This window comes from Microcystis ichthyoblabe FBCC-A1114 (assembly GCF_050500245.1).
Lineage (GTDB): Bacteria > Cyanobacteriota > Cyanobacteriia > Cyanobacteriales > Microcystaceae > Microcystis > Microcystis ichthyoblabe_A.
The window spans coordinates 2,727,665-2,745,860 of sequence record NZ_CP191408.1 but is presented as its reverse complement, the minus strand read 5'-3'; the positions used below and the strand labels follow the sequence as shown (position 1 = coordinate 2,745,860).

The following is an 18,196-nucleotide window of genomic DNA, read 5'->3' as shown; positions in this document are numbered from 1 at the left end:
AATACGCGCAAACACGCACCCTACAAGCTACTAACAAGGCTCATTTTGACTCGTTGATTAAGGGCAGTGGCAATTTTTTGTAGCATTATTAGGGGATTGTCTTGATAGTCAGCGTCTTCTAGATCTTCAATAACGGATTGCTCAACATGGATTAGGTCGGCTAGTTGTTGTTGAGTTAATCCAGCATTCATACGAGCGTCATAAATCAATTGTGCGATTTCTGAGTTGAGGGATTCTAGGGCAATTTGTTCTTTGATTGTGGGATCGTCTGCAATCATTTGGTGAATGATTTTTACGGCATCTGTGGTTTTAGGCATTGTTTATTTCTCCTTGATAAGTATGAAGTTCTGGATTTTGTTTAAATTGTGCTTTTCTTTGGATAATTCTCTCGATGTCTTGTGAGGGAACGGCGGAAGTTTTTTTGATAAGAGCATGACCAATAATTGCTATATTTTGACCATGATAAAAATAGAGGATTCGATATTGTATGGTTCCCTGTTTGGCTCTAAGCTCTCAGATATCATTTCTGAGATAATCGGCAGCAGGGCGGTGCAGTTCATGACCTTGTGCGGCAAGTTGTTCGATTTTGGTTATACATTTGGCAAATCCTTTTTTATCAGTTTTGAGTAATTTCTGAAGCCACTCAACAACGGGTGAGATGCCTTCTGCTTCTTGATAAAAGATGATTTTTGTCTTTGGCACGTTTCTTTTGAAATAGTATGCGATGAAAAATCAATAAATGTAATCAGGTGATGGTGATGGGTATCGAATTGCTGGATAGCTCATAACCTCGTTGAAAAGAATTATGCGATCGCCCCTTGTTTATCTCCTAAATTAAACTTAGAAATTCCGCGATAATAGACATCAACATCGTTAAGTATCGAGTTCCCCAAAAGCTGATGTTTACGGGAGCAAAATCCCTAAAATTAGACTTGACAAAAAACCTGAGATCGTTATATTCTACAGGTAACAAGCTTTTAAACGAAAGAGCCACGCCCCACGCACCAATTATATCATTCATTCTACCTGAATATCAAACAGGAACTAGAAACCTGTTACTAGGGAGAGATTGCTACGGGGGGATATTCGGTAGCAGTTAAATAATCATAATAAAAACCACTCCAGACACAGAGGGCATAGTGGCGGCTCTTGTCGGGTGCGTTAGTGATAGCGTAACGCAGCAATTTTCTTAAGATGGTGCGTTACGGCGCAATCATAATTTAATTATTAACAAATTTCCTTTAAGTACTCGCAAACACGCACCCTACAAGCTATCAAAAGAGTCAGGCTTATCCAAAGAATGGACGATTTTATGGATTGGATTAGGGAAAAAATCTATAAACTTCTCTTCTGTGTAAGAATCGACTAAAGATCAGTTCATCGTTAATAATTGCAACACCAATGCGATAATCTCCTATTTTGATACGATAAAAACCCTGATAACCTTTAAGCTTTTTGAGGTTTTTTATATCATCCAGTGTTTGAGCTAATTTGCATTCATTGACAACAGTTTTGATCTCAGATAATAGTTTTTGATCTTTAATTTTTCTTAAGTCTTTGGAAAATTTAGCTACAAATTGAATTTTCATTCAGCTTCTCCATTGAGAATAGCAAAAACTTCTTCTTCTGGAACAAATTCACCATTTAATCCTTCCATAATAGCATTAGCTAAACCAATATCTTCTAAGGCTTCGATAACAATTTCATAAAATAGTTCCCGTTTGTTTTGCATCATTTCAATGAGGATTTCGGTTAGGATTTCTTTGGTTTTTTCTTCGGTAATGATCGATGACATTGCGGTTAGTCCTTTGAATTATGAATTATGAATGGGGAGCGAGGTAACAGGTAACAAGCCAGAAAATCGGCGTACTTCATGACTTTGAATACCGCTATATATATTACAGGTTACAGTAACCCACCATGTCAAGTTGGCTGGTGCGTTACATTAATATTAACGCACCTTACGAGATCGGTGATCGCTGCTTGTTTGAGTTGATCGATGAGAGCATTATCATTCACAGATTCACTATGTAATAAAACTAGGTTCGTTGTCGAGGCTCTAGCCCGATTTTCCCCAGAAGTTGGCGAATTCAGCGCAACTACGAACCTTAACTTAACCTACAGATTACTACCTCAATTTTTTCCAAAAAAATCGACCCGCCGCTAGGCGGGAAAAAGAGAAAAATTGAAAAAAGTAAAAAAGGGTAAAAAGGGTAAAAAGAAAATAAGGGTTACAGAGTCCTCCCAGCACCGCACACCACCCGAAAACCGTAGTAGTTGAAGAAGTCGTCGCGGCGGGCCTCCTTGAAGCGGTAAGCGGAACGGCAGCGATCTGGAATGGTGTACCCAGAACCGCCCCGCAGTATTCGATAATCATTATCATTTGTCAGCCAAGCACTGCCATCTTTTGGCGCATTCTCATAGCTATCATGCCCATTGTCTTCGCACCACTCCCAAACATTGCCACTCATGTCATACAGTCCCCAAGCATTGGGCTTTTTCTGGCCAACAGGATGAGTTGTCTGCCGAGAATTTCCTACATACCAAGCGTAATCTCCTAACTGATTAGCATCATCACCGAAATAATAGCGAGTAGTTGTCCCCGCACGACAAGCATATTCCCATTCCGCTTCTGTCGGTAGGCGATAGGTTTTCCCTGTTATTTGACTCAATTTCTGACAAAAGGCTTGAGCATCGTACCAACTAACCTTTTCTACCGGATTTTGGGGATTGTTTTGAAACCAAGAGGGATTTTTTCCCATTACTGCTTCATATTGTGCCTGAGTCACAGGATATTTGCCAATAGCAAAACTGTTTAATTTAACTTGGTGTTGAGGCTTTTCCCAACTTTCAGCATCGGGATCGCTGTCAGGAGATCCCATGAGAAATTGACCTGCTGGTAAGCCCACCATCTCCAGTGTTACTCCATTGGGTAGTTTCTCTGTAATCGGTTGAGGACGAAATTGAGTAATAGACTGACATGAAGAAACAACACTAGCGACACTCCCGGCTGTAACTAACCCCAACTGTCTTAAAACTTTACGGCGCGACCATCTTTTTGACATTTTTTCAAGCCTCCTAAATTTTTGAAGTAGGTGAACTATGGGAATCTTAAGAATTAGTAAAGTGTAGGGTGGATTAGGCGGTTACAAATCCCGTCAAAAAACCAAAATTAATAATCCGCCGTAACGCACCAATTATATGATTAATTCTACCTGAATATCAAACAGGAACCAGAAGCCTGTTCCGCGGCAGTGGGAGTTAGGGGTTGCTAACAGGGGGAACAGTGATGACAAAGCGGATAATAGTTCCGATAACTGCTGTTGCCAAGATGGTGATTAATGCCCAAATTTTGGCTTTCTGGGAGCCTTTAATCTCTTTTAAATCACCTTGTAAGGTGTTGAATTCTCCCTGTAATGCCTTGAGGTCTCCCTTGACTTCGGCCTTAAATCTGACTTGAACAATCTTCATGTCTGTGACATCTTTCTGGAGCGCGTCTAGCTTCTGATTGGTCTCTTTAAGATTCTGATTAATCTGGTCTAGGATTTTTCCTAAATCGGTTTCGATGGTGAGGCCGCTCATGGGTTAGACTCCTAATTAATTGGTGCTGTTGTTTCTGACTTAGATTTCAGTGTTTGAACAAATTGTAAAACTTTTTGTTGCTTTTCCGGTGTCAGTTCTCGCCATTGTTTAAGTATTTCTTCTTCTTTACCCATAAATACCTCGCTCTTGAATTATGAATTGTTTGGTTTTGAGCAAGGCTCATTAATAAAAACCACTCCAGACACAGAGGAAACAAAGATCATATCATTTTGGGTTTGCGGTGGACGTTGTAGAATAGAGAAAACCTACTACGCTGATAGATACCATGCCCTCTCCTGCTATTACCACGATCATCAAGATGGTTGAGTCTCTGCCTGATGAGCTTCAAGAGCAGTTAGTAGAGTATGTTCGAGCTTATATTGCAGAAATTGAAGAAGAAAAACGATGGGATCAGTCGTTTAAACAGACGAAGAATAATCTAGTCGCAGCAGCACGGAAAGCCAAAGAAGATATTGCGGCAGGATTGTCCGCACCGATGGATTATGAGCAGCTATGAATTCCGCGACATTGCCCTCATTTTGGCAGAAGTATCGCGACTTGAAACCAGCAGTCAAAGCCGGAGCCAAGAAAGCATATCGGTTATGGGTAGAGAATCCGTTTCATCCATCGTTACATTTTAAGTGTATTGACAGCGACGAAGATATTTGGTCAGTGCGTGTAACGAAGAGTCATCGAGCTTTGGGAGTGCTGTCAGGGGATACAGTGACCTGGTTTTGGATTGGCGATCATGATGAGTACGAAAAGTTTTATTCGTAAAACACAGGAACTACAAGCCTATCCCACTCGAACTTTAAAAACCCCCTTGCCACTCTCCTATACTTTTTAAACAGTATTTAGCATCACTCCCTCATAATGACATTCGATCAACTAGATAGCATAGCGACTTTTTTCGGAAGTATCAAAGTGAGCAAGCGTAATTTTTTTGGCGAGGATAGGAGTTTTTCGAGGCAAAAAAACAGAACGTTGCCGGAAATATTCGCCAAAATATTGACGATAGAGAGGACAACTGACTCGGCAAAACTTACCTTGACGGTGAATTAGTCCGAGACTTTCTAGGTGAAAAGCTGCCATTAAATCAATTTCTATGTCTTTTTCCGCCATCACCACCTTAGCAAAGATAGCCGCCAAATTGCCTTTTAAGTATTGCAGATGCGAAAGTAAACGTTTAAGATGATCTGCAAAAATATTATTTTCCTCGTTGATCGAATTAGCTAGAATGTTTTCTAGGGTACAATTACCCCGATCAAGATGATAGCAAGCAAGACGAATTAAATAGGGATTACCACCTAGAAATATCCGTAATTTTTCGGAGTCAAAATTCTGATCTAATCCCTGTCTTTGACTTAATTCTCGTACTTGTGCGCTGGTAAAATTAGGCAATTCGATCGGTAAACCAAGACTGAAAGGAGATTGATAGGTATCTGAGGTTTTATCAAGCTCCTGTGCAGGGGAATAGGCAACAATTAAACGTAATTTTTGCCAGAGAGGTTTGTTTTTGCCTTCCTCGTGCCAGAGGTGCAGAATACTAAAAAATTCTTCCCTTAGCTGTGGATAGGGGAAAAGATATTCAAGATCATCAAAGGCAAGCACTAAAGGGCGATCGAGATGGGAGAGAATATGCTTTTCTAGATAGATTTTACAGTTAATTTTACCCCCTAAGAATTCATCCCAATCCTCTGGGAGATGATTATCTAAATCTAACTGACGACTAATACTAACACAAAGCCAACGCATCCAGTGATTTAAATCTTGAAAAATTGAGCTTTCTGCTAACCGAAAACTGAAATAAATTGTATGGTATTGCTGTTGTTGTGCATAATTAATAATTCTGGTTATCAGGGAAGTTTTTCCCATTTTTCTGGCCGCATTAATCCGGATCAGACTGCCTCCGCGCAAGATCTCTTGATAACAAGTCTGTTCCAGATTGTTTCTGTTAATATAAAAGGGGGAATTGAGGGGGACTTGTCCCTCTGGTAACTCAGGCAATAGTTGAGGATTAATAGTATCAGTTTCTGGTAAGTTAGGACGATAATAATCGCTATTTTCTAGAGTTAAATTAAAAGCCTGAAAACAATGTTTTAGGGTTTGTTTATCCACTCCCGATTCACAAGCAAATACCTTCATCAAAGTATCTACCCCTAAAAGAATTTTCTCGCTGAGGACTTCTAGGGTGAAACGATGACCACAATTATCCCGATATTCCGCTTCTTGTTTAGCAGTAAGTAATTTTTCTAGTCCCGTGGGGGTGAGGATAATCCCGCGTCTGCGGCGCTGTTTTTCTGGTTTTTTCATGATAGTTTTTCCCTGTCCTGAACTCAAACTCTGCACCCCTAGAGGTTTTGAGTTTCCTATAGACTTCTCCTCAACAGGGAAACAATCGATTCCGTAATTTTTGCCGACATTCCGCACATCTTCATATACTTGTATATATTTTTACATTCCCCAAGATGTTTTAACGAAAAACCTTCATTGTAGAAACTACTATTGAGAACATTTTCAATAATTGGTTGTTTCTGGGAAAGAAGTTTACAATTCTTTACATTGATAAAAATCGATGATTGTAGCTATAATCCTTACTGGCAAAGGGTTGTAAGCAATATTTGAGTAAAATCATTAATTGAATGTTAAGAAGTGCGGAAAGTGGGTCACTGGTTTAGCGATGGAGAGGATCGGGACAATAACCAGGACTCTCTTGGATTTGGTGGGTAAAATGTATTCTAAGATACATTCCTCCTAGCGAGGGGGTGGAACGAACCACACAGACACAAAGGACACAAAGATCGATCGCTTCTATGGTAAGTTAAGCTGATCACACAGAACCTAGAAGAGCCTAACCAGACCACTTATTTTCTTCTCCGTCTGAGTTATTTCTGGGATAGGGGTAAATCTTAGCCTACTTGCTGACGATAGCTATTCATTTCTAGGCTATCTTCCCCATAAAGATCCTCAATGTGTTGATGACAGCAATCGATCGCAAATTGATCGAATTCTCCCGGTTCAATTTGATACATTTTGGCAAAAATATCGGGTTGAACACGACAAAATTCTGGTCTCTGGTCATAAATGGTACAGAGACGGGTTTGGTGATCAAAGTTTATGCACCAACCATCTTCCCCCACCATGCTGAGATATTGACTTAATTGTGCGGGAGTAAGATATTCTTCTAAGTCAGGACGCTCATCGGGATTTAGTTGACAACAAGCTCCACAATTTTTAATACATTTCCAATTGGCCATATAACCGGTGTGCCGCGATGAATTAATCCTAGTACCTACTGACTAGCTTACTAGCAAATAGTCCCTATTTCCCGTTCCAGCAGCAATTACCCTCAATAGTTTTAATCTCAACCTGCGATCGGGAGTGAGAGCTTGACGAGGCAAGAATCTAATAAAATGGGCGTTGTAAGGGTCGAACTTACGGCATCCTGCTTGTAAGGCAGGCGCTCTACCACTGAGCTAAACGCCCGAATCAATTTCGTATTTTCTCAGTATAACATATATTTTCAAAAAAGTATATTATTTTTTTGAGCGAGTTAATTTTTTTCCGATGCCCTCTGGTCGAACTCACGATCGCATTACCCTAATTCTGTTGCCACCGATTGCGGGGGCGAGTTTTTTGGTCAGTGGCAGTGGTAATTTAACCCTATTACTGTTGGCCAGTTATTTGTTTAGCGGATTCCTGTTTGGGCCAGATCTGGACATCCACTCGGTACAATACAAACGTTGGGGTTATCTGCGCTGGTTGTGGCTACCCTATCGTTCTATGATCCGTCATCGCGGTTGGTTATCCCACGGTTTACTGATCGGCACAATTTTTCGGTTATTTTATCTTGGTAGTTTTCTTTTACTAGCGGCGATCGTGATCATTCCGATCCTGCAAAGTTTCTGGGGTATAGACTGGGATTGGCGACTGTGGCCGCAGCAAGCGATCGCATTATGGCAACAGTATCCCCGGGTAGCGATCGCTATTTTCCTAGGTTTAGAATTAGGAGCGATGAGTCATAGTTGTAGTGATTGGATCGGATCTGCCTACAAAAGTTCTCGAAAAGTGGCTCAAAAACCGGTAAAAAAGAAAAAACGTTAATAATCCCCGGCCACAATTTCTAATTAGCCTTACTTTGATATTCTTGCCAAGTTTTTGGACTGATAAAGAGAGTTCCTTTTTCTAGCTGGTCGGGGAACTGGATATAGTTTTTCTCTAGATAATCCTTGAGTTTTGGTGATTGGAGAAATTCCTTTTCAAATCGATAGAGGAAAACCAAATCTGGCTGTCTTTTTTCAATAACTTCTAGGATAAAATACCCATCGAGATTCTGATTGAGAAATCTCTTTCTAGTGATGACAGCCGTTTCTGGGGGTGTTTTCAAGAAATATTTATATATGTAGTGAGGATTATCGGTTAACAGAAGTTTATCGGAGTTTTTAAATTTTTCAAACACAGCTTCTGCTAAAAGAGGTTTATACTTTTTATTATATTGAATGTAGGCATTAATTCCGGGATCACGATTGGTGATTATCCTCAAGGTATTAAAGAGAAATTGACCAGACAGGGGTAGAAAAATTAGCATTTTGAGAACTAATTTCTGGGTTATTTTTCGATTTTGCCTAAATTCTCCGAGGCTATCAGTAATTTTTAACTGTTCGACAAACAAGGCAATTATCCAAACGGCGGGAATAATTAAATGGATATAATAATGAGGCCAAATTGGGGCGACTGTAGCAAATCTGAACAGATTAGAACCTAACCAGACCAAGGGCGGTAAAAGTGGTATTATGTTGCGAGTAAAAACCATCGCTATAATAGCTATCGCTGTGACGATTAGATAAATTGGTTCGTACTGTAGGGCGCTTTGTAAGAGAGTCCATAAGGTGAGATTGTCTTGAGCGAAACTAGCGGCAACACTGACATGAGATTTAATAACATTTTCGTAGGAAAAAGGAAAAATAGTCAGGGAACCCAAGACAAAGACTAAAATAACAGCGACTGACCAAATAATAATATCAATGATTCTTTTAATAAAACTATTCTGTTGATTGAGAAAAATAATTAAAGCTACAGTTGGGATAATAGTAATCACCGAAAGTTTAATTTGCAGGGAAAAAACAAAAGCAATGGCACTGACTAAATAGAGTCCATACTTAAGCTTACCCATGGATTGAACGGCTTTAAAGATCATAAAAATACTTAAGATTGTAAAAAAAAGTGAGGGTAATTCCCGCAACATTGTCGTTGACAGGTTAATATACACTGGACAGGTTGAGAGAATGAATACTGATAAACAAGAGGCTAATATTCCGCAATTAACTCTCAGAATTAGATAAAAAATTCCTAACATAATTGTGGACAAAGAAAGCACCATAATGCGCGCCGCATGGATAGTAAATCCTGTCACGCTTAACCAACCATTTAGTAAAAGAGATAAACCCGATAAATGATCGTGCCAAACTTGTTCGTAGAGACGATAACCTTGTTTGGTGACGTAGGCAAGTACCAGAGCCACCGCTTCATCAAAATTAACTATATAGGGATAATCAAGCGGGACTTTCCAGAAAACGATCCCTAGGAAAAAAACAGCAATGGCAATTAATGCCATTAAATCAAAACGATCAGATTTCCTATTCATAACTTTTCTGGACAAGAATTGCTGCGTATCTTATCACAGATCGAGACATCAGTTAAGTAGATGGTTATAATTAAATTAAAAATGGATTTTAGGTTCGATCCCCCCTGCCCCCCTTAATCCCTATCCATTAGTCACATCTTTCTTAACATAAAATTTGACAAAAAGAGAAAAGTGTGCAAGATGGCTCAAGGGGGTTCTATGGGGGGACTAATTTGATGAGATAGTTTCCAAGTCTGGCTGATATCATGTAACCTTCGCAGTCCCAACCAAATAGTTTTAACACCTGGTTCACCGTCACCTTTTCTACCTAAAAACCCCCCAAGAGAAGCAATCATTCTGACCGCTTCTCGAAAGGAGGGCGGCTTTTCAGGTGGCGGACTCTTTTTATGAATAGTGGCACACAAAGATTGCCATTCATGTTCTTCCAAAAAACTTTCACAACTCTCCTCTCCGTGTAAGCGTGCTTGATAGGTTAACCAGAGTAATCTCCAAGCTACAATTGAATAGGTAGCTAAGGCCATCTCAATTCTACGACCCGTTTCTAATTGCAGTTTTTCTAATCCACAACCACTTTTTAAAACAAAATGATAGCGTTCTATTAACCAGCGATAACTATACCAGCGCACACAGGTTATCGCTGATTCAAAGCTACTAATGTCTAGGCTAGTTAAGAGGAGCCAACTGATAGGATTAACTCCAGGACGCGGATTTTCTTCTTCAGCTAAAATTACCTGTAATTTGACCGGTTGACGAGGGTTCGCTTTCGAGTGATGCTTAGGTACTTGTATTTCAAAACTGGCAAATCTAACTGTTAGTTTAGCTAGTCTAGCCTCGTGATTAGGATTGCGTTTTACTTGCACATCTAGGCTACCACAGGCTTTTATTTCTCTGATGGATTGATGTAAATATTTAGGCTCTGGATGCCCTGACTTTTGCTTGTCTTCGAGATAGTTAACTTTTCGGTTATGAGTTCCTCGGATTAATAAATGAGAGTTAGGACTTCTTGATTGGGCAAATAAATCAAATATGTCTGCCTCACAATCTCCGATTGTTACTACTTGAATATCTTCGGGTATTTGTTGTTGTGTTTCTGACAAAGAATCTAACCATCTTTGACTTTCTTTTTCTTCGGTTTCTCTTTTTTTTCTTTGCTTGGCAATCCCTAAATTCTTTTCTTCTCTTGCCCAGACATATTGATTAATCAGTCCTAAAGGTATTCCTTGCGCTGACACTCCTAAGGTGGTATGAACTTTGAGACCAAAGGATTTTTTATAATCTAGATAACCCATTCCTTTTTTTGCTTTTTGCGTCGTAAAGTCTAAACTTGTTGTGTCTTGCACTGCCAAAACTATTGGATGTTCTTTGATTCTTTCTACTGTACTTTTGGCTTGGGCGGCAATTATATCTGAGGGGTGAAAATAGGGGGAATTCCAAAAGTCGTAGGTGGCACTCGCTGCGGCTAGATTTCCCGAAGCTTGTGGCACACTTGTACTAGGTTGGCTGGCCAAGTTTTCTACGATACTGATTAACCTTTTCTTTCTTCTGGTGTCCCCCAGGTCTGCATATTGTAATTCTTGGGCTGCCCATTTCTCCATTTTTTTGCTTACCTCCACCTTAATTCCTTCTTTCAAAACTATACCTATCAATCGTTTCCCCTTTTTTTAAGTTTCTTCTCTTTTTGTTAAGAAAGATCCGACTAATGGATAGGGGGGGTGCCGATCCCCCCTTAGTCCCCCCTTGATAAGCTATCCCTTATAGGGATCTTTCTTAACAATTTTTGCAGTAAGCACTCCAACCCTTATCCTGACTTGATTTCAGTTTTTTCTTTGTCAGTAAGGGTGTCAACAAGGAATATTACAAATTGTTAACCGAGTCTTGAAAGCCTTGTGCTACAAAGGTTTGAAATGTTAAGAAAGATGTGACTAAAGGACAGCCTTGATAAGGGGGGTGTCTGATAATTTTTAACGCCTACCTAATTATGGGTTAAAAAAGATAAAAAGATTACTTTTCGGAACTACGCCCTAAATCTTTAGATCTATGATAGGCCGCCACTACTGCCTCGATAATAGTTGAGCGAAAAGAGCCTTTTTCTAATTGTCTCACCCCAGCAATCGTGGTTCCCCCAGGGCTAGTGACGCGATCCTTTAATTCCCCCGGATGTATGGCCGATTCTTTTAATATGGTTGCCGTCCCTAAAACTGTTTCTATGGCCAATTGAGAGGCGATCGCTCGCGGTAATCCGGCCGCCACACCACCATCGCTTAAAGCTTCCACCATTAGGGCCACAAATGCCGGGCCCGATCCCGATAATCCCGTTACCGCGTCCATCAAAGCTTCGGGAACTTCCACCACCGAACCGACCGCAGCAAAAATATCTCTAGCTACGGCCAGATGTTCCGGTTCCGCATGACGACCGGATGCGATCGCTGTAACCCCTTGTCCCACCGTAGCCGGGGTATTGGGCATCGTCCGGATTACGGGGCGATCGGGAAAGCCCATTTCTAAGCGATTGAGGGTAACTCCCGCTAAAATCGAGATAATTAGGGGTTTTTCGGGTATTCCTAGCAAACTATTCACTACTTGCTCTAAAGTTTGCGGTTTTACCGCTAAGATTAACACCTCAGTTGCCCTAGCAGCTTCCCGGTTATCCTCACTGACTTGCACTCCATAGGTATTAACCCAAAAGTTGCGCCGTTGGGACTGGGGTTCACTGACTAACACCGTTTCCGGACTATAAACATTTTTTTTTAATAAACGGCTGAGAATGGCCTCGGCCATCACTCCACCGCCAATAATTCCTAAACGAATAGACACAGTATTTTTTAAAGTAAAAAGTAAAAAAGAGAGATTTAGCTATCCTACCAAGAAAAAACGCATCCTCTCGATAAATTGATCGATTTCTAGCTTCGACAAACCTGACGAGAGGACTATGGAAAGATTCATTGAGCTAATCGACTGCTTTCGGCTGCCCAAGCAGGTGCGGAGGAAACGGGACGAGCCATTTTCGGGTTATCAGCGATATCGTGAATAGTTCCAGAAAGGGTGCTAACTTTAACGCAGCTGGGGGTAAACAGGAAAATACTCTCACCGATGCGTTCTTGATGACCATCAATTGCATAAGTGCCACCGGCGACAAAATCCACGGCTCTTTGTGCTTCTTCCGGGTCCATGACGTTGAGGTTTAAAACCACCGATTTGCGTTCTCTCAGGGTTTGGATAACTTGGGGCATTTCCTCGAAGGAATGGGGCTCGATCACGACCACTTCTGCATTATTGTTGTTAATACCTGGCATACCGATCACGTTGCTTCTGTTGAGTCCCATAGATGTGGCTGTATTGAGATTTAAAGGTTCGCGTTGACGACGATTAAGGGGTTCTTCTTCTTCGTTTTGATCCCTATCTTGGGGGGAAGACTTTTCCCAGTTCATTTCTTCGTAGTCGGTTTCATCTTCATCTTCCGGTTGTTCGGAGATACCGACAAAATCTTTGAGCTTGGTAAAAATGTTGTTCACAGTCTAATGTCCTTCAAAAGATTTTTTTTGGTGGTCTTGTCTAGAGTCGGGGTTATTTGGTGGCCTTTAACAATCTTTGCTCTCGCTTGGTACAGGGGAACTATTTTGTTAAGGGTTCGTCATTTTAGTCGTCTCGAAGCAGCAGTTAGTTCCCTCTTTTCAGTTATTAGTTATCAGGGGATAGTTTTCAGGGATTGGGAAAAAGTCAATTCCTCATTTCTAACCACCAGTTTCTAGACTAGACGCTGTAATTTTAAGATATATTATCACCAATGATTAAAATTTCTGGGGTTTTTTTCTGTGAATTTACGCAGATGGTTCAGTAAATGCGCTCGCCAAAAATGCCAGTTCCCACCCGGATCAAAGTGGCTCCGGCCTTGACGGCCAGAGGATAATCGTTAGACATCCCCATGGATAGATGAGGCAGGCATAAACTAGAGCTATTCTCGATGATTTGGGCTAAATCGCTGGTTTTTTCAAAGGCGGCTAACTTTTCCCCAGCCGATAATCCCTGGGGCAGAATTGTCATCAAACCCTGAATTTTTAGCTGTTGACAGTTGACTAAAGCGGGAAGATCTGCTATGAGTTCGGCCTTGTCCCAACCGAACTTATCGGGATCGGGGACAACTTTCACCTGTAGCAAAACTTGGGGATTAATCTCTAATTCTGAGGCCAGGCGATCGAGTCTTTGGGCTAATTTTAAACTATCGAGGGAATGGATTAAATCAAAAGATTCTAGGACTTTGCGCGCTTTATTTGCCTGTAGATGCCCAATAAAGTGCCAAGAAATATCTGGGAGGTCTTTTAGTTCTTGCTGCTTCGAGATTGCTTCCTGTAGCTTACTTTCGGCAAAATCTCTCACCCCTGCTCGGTAAGCTTGACGGATATAATCGCTTGATACCTGTTTACTGACGGCAATCAGACGCGTGCAGGGGGGTAGGGTAAGACGGATGGACTCGATACGACTAGCGATCGTCATGAACTAGACTGAAAAGGTTTGTTGATAAGTTTGGTTGAGACTGTTAAATTCTTGCACATTACTGCCCCGGCGCAAATTCCGCAGCCGGTTTTCCACTAAAAGACGAGCATCGGAACGACTAATCGGATCGAACGAGACTTTTTTGGGTCCCACCGTCACCAGAAAAAAAAGACGTTGGGCATAAAGAGTGGTGAATAATTCCCGATGTTCTTCTAATAGACACACTCTGTATAATAGACCGAAAGTAGGATGATTGAGATAGGTTTCGTTACTCATTCAAGCGATCGCTAAAGGAAAAGGATTGAGCGAACTAGAAAGTTTTTCCACAATAAAATCAAGCGGATGGCTCAAAAACAATTGATTTTTCGGGTGTTTCCCTAGCTTGATTTTACCAGAATCCTTCAATTACAACTAACGATGCCAGTCTATGTCATGATTTCCTGAGTTTTCACTTTTTCCCTGTTAACTTGGATACATTTCGGTGACAAGTTGTCACCATCAGAAATTAGCTCTGCTGCAAAAATCAAAGATTTTCCCTTTGCAGAGGAGACTCTGAGACAGGAGGATAAAAAAGACAAGAGACAACTATAATGCCCATAAAAGCTAAGATTATCTCAAATTTATCTGGTTTTTTAGAAATTTTAACCCGATAGCGGCGATCAGTGAACTGAAAACTGACACCGGATCAGTGATCACTGATAACTAATCACTGAATCGCTGATCAAATGCCCTAAGCTTGTATTAAGCCTTTTTTAACTTCAAATTCCTTTAACCTCAATCAATATGGATTTTTCTAGTCTTGTTGCCAGTCAGCTAAACGCCGGCGTTATCTGGCCCGAAGGAATCCTGATTATTACCCTGATGGTGATTTTAATCGGCGATTTAATTGTGGGACGGAGTGCCAGAAGTTGGCTGCCCTACGTTGCGATCGCTGGTCTGCTCGCTGCTGTGGTTGCTCTCTACTTTACTTGGGACAATCCGAAACCAGTGGCCTTTTTAGGGGCTTTTGAGGGCGATAATCTCAGTATCGTCTTTAGGGGGATTATTGCTCTTTCTACCGCCTCCACAGTGCTGATGTCTATCCGTTATGTGGAACAAGCGGGAACCTCCCTAGCGGAATTTTTAGCTATTATGCTCACCGCGACTATCGGGGGAATGTTCCTATCCGGCGCTAGTGAATTGGTAATGATCTTCATCTCCCTAGAAATGCTCAGTATTTCCTCCTATCTAATGACCGGTTACATGAAGCGGGATCCTCGATCGAACGAGGCCGCTTTAAAATACCTGTTAATTGGAGCTTCTAGCTCGGCGATTTTCCTCTATGGTGTTTCCCTTCTCTACGGTTTATCCGGAGGTGAAACCAGTTTAAGTGCCATTGCCCAAAAATTAACCGCTGTTAACGGTGGTCAGTCCCTGGCCTTAGCGATCGCATTAGTGTTTGTGATTGCCGGTATCGCCTTCAAAATTTCGGCGGTTCCCTTTCACCAGTGGACTCCTGATGTGTACGAAGGTTCACCCACTCCCGTGGTGGCTTTCCTCTCGGTAGGTTCCAAAGCGGCCGGTTTTGCCCTAGCAATTCGCCTATTAGTGACGGTTTTCGGTCTAGTGAGCGAACAATGGCGGTTTATCTTTATCGCTCTAGCAATTTTGAGTATGATCCTCGGCAACGTGGTCGCCTTGGCCCAAACTAGCATGAAACGGATGTTAGCCTATTCCTCGATCGGTCAGGCGGGTTTTGTCATGATTGGTTTAACCGCCGGTACTGACGCGGGTTACTCTAGCATGATTTTCTATCTGTTAATTTACCTGTTCATGAACCTAGGGGCTTTTGCCTGTGTGATTCTCTTTGCTCTGAGAACTGGAACCGATCAGATCGCTGAGTATTCGGGACTCTACCAGAAAGATCCGCTCCTAACCCTCTGTTTAAGCATCTGTCTCCTCTCTTTGGGGGGAATTCCGCCTCTAGCAGGCTTCTTTGGTAAGATTTATCTATTCTGGGCCGGTTGGCAAGCGGGACTTTATGCCCTCGTCCTCGTTGGTTTAGTCACCAGTGTGGCCTCGATTTACTACTATATCCGTGTGGTCAAAATGATGGTGGTCAAGGAACCCCAAGAGATGTCCGATGCGGTGAAAAATTACCCCGTTATCAATTGGACCCTTACCGGGATGCGTCCCCTACAGGTGGGTATTGTCCTCTCCCTAGTGGCGACTTCCCTGGCCGGTATCCTTTCCAATCCTCTCTTTACCCTAGCGACGGATTCCGTTACCACTACCCCCATCCTACAATCGGCGGCCCTGGTGACGCACATTTCCCGAGCAAATTGAGAATCTCTGTTGATTTATCCTAGCTATTCTAGTCCTGTCTTAAGGTTGGGATAAATCAACCACCTTAAGACCTTTTCTAAGCTTAACCTGCTTTTTGCTTTACTCAAATTGGCCAAGTAGAAGACTCATTTCGTTAACAACATTCTCACTTGCCTTTAACGCTTCTTTTCTAATTGCTTGAATTTCGGTCATACTTTTTGCGATTCTCTGCTGTTCAGATTGGGGTGGAATAGGCACTAAAACTTTAGACAAATCATCTACTAAAATAGTAGGAATAGCATGACCTGTCATGTACCTTTTAATCTGACGCAAAAAAAAGTCTGTTCGCATATATACTAATAAAAACAAAGGCTCGACTCCCTGAATATTTCTTAATACTGAAAATCCATTTGAGCAAATTGCTCCGTCTTCATCTTCCGTGATTAGGGCTGTTGCTTGGCGTGGTGTTCCCGTGCTTGCTCCTGAAATTGCTGTAATAATATCACCTTTGTACAATCTATAAGTTGCGCGAGATGGGGCCTCGTGTGCCTTGATTATTTGTTGGGAAACAACTTGCATTGTACGATAATCAACATCGGAAATAGCGATATATCTAATTTCACTGTCCCTAGCTAAACGAAAATCAGCCGCATCTCTCAAAATATCGGCAATTTCACCTAAAGGTTTCGCCCCAATAGATTTTAGATGTTCTAATAATTTTTGGTCATTGGGTAAATAATGTTCGGCATCCAGTCTCGAATTGAGCCGGGTGTTTTTAACTGTATAAATACAATCGCTGTTTTGTGCAAATTCCCCATTAATAAATGACCTAAAAGAGCGAGAAATATCATCTATATCATCGTCAACTATTGGCAAACCTGATTTTTTTCGGGCTATAACTCCCGACTCGTTGCGCTTATATATTGTTTGTCCTTTAACGTCATAGCCTATTTTTTTGATTTGTGCCATAAAACAAGAATCATTGTTTGCTGGTAATTTTTGAACTACTAAAAGTGATGTCTTGATTCCTGTACCGTATGGCACGAATGCTTCCGGCGGTATGGAAACAACACCTAATATTTTTGTTTGGGAGCGCAACCAATGCCGAATCGGTCCATTAGAGATATTTTGTAATAGACCATCGGGCAGAATAATCGCCATGCGTCCACCTGCCCGCAATAATTTTATAGATTTCTCAATAAATAAAATATCGGGCGACTGACCCGCTAAAACGGTTGGGGAAACTTCCCAACCATTGGACGCTGATTTATGCCATTTTCGGGCAAGAAGATATGATTGAAGAATTTTCTGGTCTTCTACTTTGCCTTTATTTCCGAAGGGAGGATTGGTCAAGATAACATCAAAGGAATTATTTAATTTTTCATCTTCGATAAGCGCATTAGTGCAGATAATTTCTGAACCTGTGCCACCTTCAAAAACTAAACGAATCATTCCCGAAAGGGCGACATCGGGATTAAATTCAATTCCTGTAATACTTTCTTGCACAAAACTTGCTATATCGAACTCTGGATTATTTTGTCGAACATGGTTTATTGCTTGAATTAAAAAACCACCACTTCCGCAAGCAGGATCTATAATTTTTTCGTTTGGTTTGGGGTCTATCATTTCAACCGCAAGGCGTACAATTGGGTGAGGGGTAAAAAATTCTCCCCTATCTCCACGCTGGTGTCTATTTACAAAAGTCTGGAAGGCTTCCCCTTTTATATCGCCAGATGTTTTAGTTAAATTAATGTACTGTAACCTGCCTACAATATAAGCAAGAGTCAAAGGTTTTAACTTGAATTTGTCATCGGTGAAAAATCCCCGATAATGATTCTTGATGGAGGTAAATAATTGACTGAGACGCGACATAAATTCATCGGACTTATTGGCGACGATGGCTTTATATTCACTTGCTGTAACGCCAAAATTTACAGATTGCTTGGCAGATTTTTCATCATGAAGTTTGATGATGATTAGTTTAACCATCTCGTGAAAAATCTTGTCTTTGAGCATTCCTTCGTTGGCGTAAATATAATTATGGCACTCTTCAAAAACTGCTGAAAGATTGTTAGAAGGTCGTAATTCCTGAATTTGGGGGAGTTTTTCAGGTAACAGGCTATCTTCGGAAAATAACAATCCTTGCTCTTTCATTTTTCGAGTTTGCTGCTGTCT

The 18,196-nt window shown here is 41.2% G+C and carries 18 protein-coding genes, 1 tRNA gene and 2 pseudogenes; 4 read left to right on the top strand and 17 right to left on the bottom strand.

Features of this window, described 5'->3' with window-relative positions:
* Positions 1-20: 20 nt before the first annotated feature.
* The 7 genes and pseudogenes from ACQY1Y_RS13105 to ACQY1Y_RS13075 all read right to left on the bottom strand — a co-directional run bounded on the left by ACQY1Y_RS13105 (position 21) and on the right by ACQY1Y_RS13075 (position 3,716).
* Positions 21-317 carry a helix-turn-helix domain-containing protein gene (locus ACQY1Y_RS13105; RefSeq protein WP_002731911.1) on the bottom strand — a complete coding sequence of 99 codons (297 nt, stop codon included), beginning with the start codon at positions 315-317 and terminating at the stop codon, positions 21-23.
* Positions 310-702: pseudogene (locus tag ACQY1Y_RS13100) on the bottom strand (type II toxin-antitoxin system RelE/ParE family toxin). The gene ACQY1Y_RS13105 and the pseudogene ACQY1Y_RS13100 overlap by 8 nt, the downstream one beginning before the upstream one ends.
* A 620-nt stretch (positions 703-1,322) precedes the next feature.
* Positions 1,323-1,589, bottom strand: coding sequence for a type II toxin-antitoxin system RelE family toxin (locus ACQY1Y_RS13095; protein ID WP_002734670.1), 267 nt, complete (start codon positions 1,587-1,589; stop codon positions 1,323-1,325).
* Positions 1,586-1,795, bottom strand: a complete 210-nt coding sequence (locus ACQY1Y_RS13090) for a hypothetical protein (protein ID WP_002733138.1) — start codon at positions 1,793-1,795, stop codon at positions 1,586-1,588. Before ACQY1Y_RS13090 ends, ACQY1Y_RS13095 begins: the two co-directional genes overlap by 4 nt.
* 436 nt (positions 1,796-2,231) lie before the next feature.
* Positions 2,232-2,945 (bottom strand): annotated as a pseudogene (locus tag ACQY1Y_RS13085) (formylglycine-generating enzyme family protein); the annotation flags it as partial.
* Positions 2,946-3,261: 316 nt separating this feature from the next.
* On the bottom strand, positions 3,262-3,582 hold the full coding sequence (locus tag ACQY1Y_RS13080) for a hypothetical protein (RefSeq protein ID WP_430012909.1): 321 nt from the start codon (positions 3,580-3,582) through the stop codon (positions 3,262-3,264).
* An 11-nt stretch (positions 3,583-3,593) separates the two neighbouring features.
* Positions 3,594-3,716: a hypothetical protein gene (locus tag ACQY1Y_RS13075; RefSeq protein WP_002793566.1), complete on the bottom strand. Its 123-nt coding sequence runs from the start codon at positions 3,714-3,716 to the stop codon at positions 3,594-3,596.
* Between the two features lie 152 nt (positions 3,717-3,868).
* Here ACQY1Y_RS13075 and ACQY1Y_RS13070 point away from each other — a divergent pair, with 152 nt between their 5' ends.
* Both ACQY1Y_RS13070 and ACQY1Y_RS13065 read left to right on the top strand, forming a co-directional pair.
* Positions 3,869-4,099 (top strand): hypothetical protein, encoded by a 231-nt coding sequence (locus ACQY1Y_RS13070; RefSeq protein ID WP_002733860.1) that lies wholly within the window; start codon positions 3,869-3,871, stop codon positions 4,097-4,099.
* Positions 4,096-4,359, top strand: a complete 264-nt coding sequence (locus ACQY1Y_RS13065; RefSeq protein WP_002734998.1) for a hypothetical protein — start codon at positions 4,096-4,098, stop codon at positions 4,357-4,359. Before ACQY1Y_RS13070 ends, ACQY1Y_RS13065 begins: the two co-directional genes overlap by 4 nt.
* 111 nt (positions 4,360-4,470) lie before the next feature.
* Here ACQY1Y_RS13065 and ACQY1Y_RS13060 read toward each other — a convergent pair whose 3' ends face one another.
* The 3 genes from ACQY1Y_RS13060 to ACQY1Y_RS13050 form a co-directional block, all read right to left on the bottom strand.
* On the bottom strand, positions 4,471-5,895 hold the full coding sequence (locus tag ACQY1Y_RS13060; protein ID WP_430012908.1) for an AAA-like domain-containing protein: 1,425 nt from the start codon (positions 5,893-5,895) through the stop codon (positions 4,471-4,473).
* A gap of 596 nt (positions 5,896-6,491) precedes the next feature.
* A complete protein-coding gene (locus tag ACQY1Y_RS13055; protein WP_430012907.1) occupies positions 6,492-6,839 on the bottom strand; it encodes a YkgJ family cysteine cluster protein in 348 nt (115 codons plus the stop codon).
* Between the two features lie 157 nt (positions 6,840-6,996).
* Positions 6,997-7,068 (bottom strand) — tRNA-Val (locus ACQY1Y_RS13050).
* A gap of 81 nt (positions 7,069-7,149) precedes the next feature.
* On the opposite strand from ACQY1Y_RS13050, the gene ACQY1Y_RS13045 reads away from it, so the two are divergent.
* Positions 7,150-7,686, top strand: coding sequence for a metal-binding protein (locus ACQY1Y_RS13045; RefSeq protein WP_430012906.1), 537 nt, complete (start codon positions 7,150-7,152; stop codon positions 7,684-7,686).
* A gap of 19 nt (positions 7,687-7,705) precedes the next feature.
* Here the strand turns inward: ACQY1Y_RS13045 and ACQY1Y_RS13040 are convergent, their stop codons facing one another.
* From ACQY1Y_RS13040 to pipX, 6 genes are all read right to left on the bottom strand, one after another.
* Entirely contained in the window at positions 7,706-9,226 is a 1,521-nt protein-coding gene (locus tag ACQY1Y_RS13040; RefSeq protein WP_430012905.1) for an ArnT family glycosyltransferase, read from the bottom strand.
* Positions 9,227-9,411: 185 nt separating this feature from the next.
* Positions 9,412-10,821 (bottom strand): IS4-like element ISMae7 family transposase, encoded by a 1,410-nt coding sequence (locus tag ACQY1Y_RS13035; RefSeq protein ID WP_430014676.1) that lies wholly within the window; start codon positions 10,819-10,821, stop codon positions 9,412-9,414.
* 406 nt (positions 10,822-11,227) lie between these two features.
* Positions 11,228-12,040: a pyrroline-5-carboxylate reductase gene (gene proC / locus ACQY1Y_RS13030; protein ID WP_430012904.1), complete on the bottom strand. Its 813-nt coding sequence runs from the start codon at positions 12,038-12,040 to the stop codon at positions 11,228-11,230.
* 125 nt (positions 12,041-12,165) lie between these two features.
* Positions 12,166-12,738 carry a cell division protein SepF gene (locus tag ACQY1Y_RS13025; RefSeq protein WP_002732272.1) on the bottom strand — a complete coding sequence of 191 codons (573 nt, stop codon included), beginning with the start codon at positions 12,736-12,738 and terminating at the stop codon, positions 12,166-12,168.
* Positions 12,739-13,057: 319 nt separating this feature from the next.
* A complete protein-coding gene (locus ACQY1Y_RS13020; RefSeq protein ID WP_002731914.1) occupies positions 13,058-13,717 on the bottom strand; it encodes a YggS family pyridoxal phosphate-dependent enzyme in 660 nt (219 codons plus the stop codon).
* Positions 13,718-13,720: 3 nt separating this feature from the next.
* A complete protein-coding gene (pipX, locus tag ACQY1Y_RS13015) occupies positions 13,721-13,993 on the bottom strand; it encodes a transcriptional coactivator PipX (RefSeq protein ID WP_002733869.1) in 273 nt (90 codons plus the stop codon).
* 507 nt (positions 13,994-14,500) lie between these two features.
* Between pipX and ACQY1Y_RS13010 the strand changes: the two genes are divergently transcribed.
* On the top strand, positions 14,501-16,042 hold the full coding sequence (locus ACQY1Y_RS13010) for an NAD(P)H-quinone oxidoreductase subunit N (protein WP_430012903.1): 1,542 nt from the start codon (positions 14,501-14,503) through the stop codon (positions 16,040-16,042).
* A 99-nt stretch (positions 16,043-16,141) separates the two neighbouring features.
* On the opposite strand, the gene ACQY1Y_RS13005 is transcribed toward ACQY1Y_RS13010, so the two are convergent.
* Positions 16,142-18,175 (bottom strand): N-6 DNA methylase, encoded by a 2,034-nt coding sequence (locus ACQY1Y_RS13005; RefSeq protein ID WP_430014675.1) that lies wholly within the window; start codon positions 18,173-18,175, stop codon positions 16,142-16,144.
* Positions 18,176-18,196: the final 21 nt, after the last annotated feature.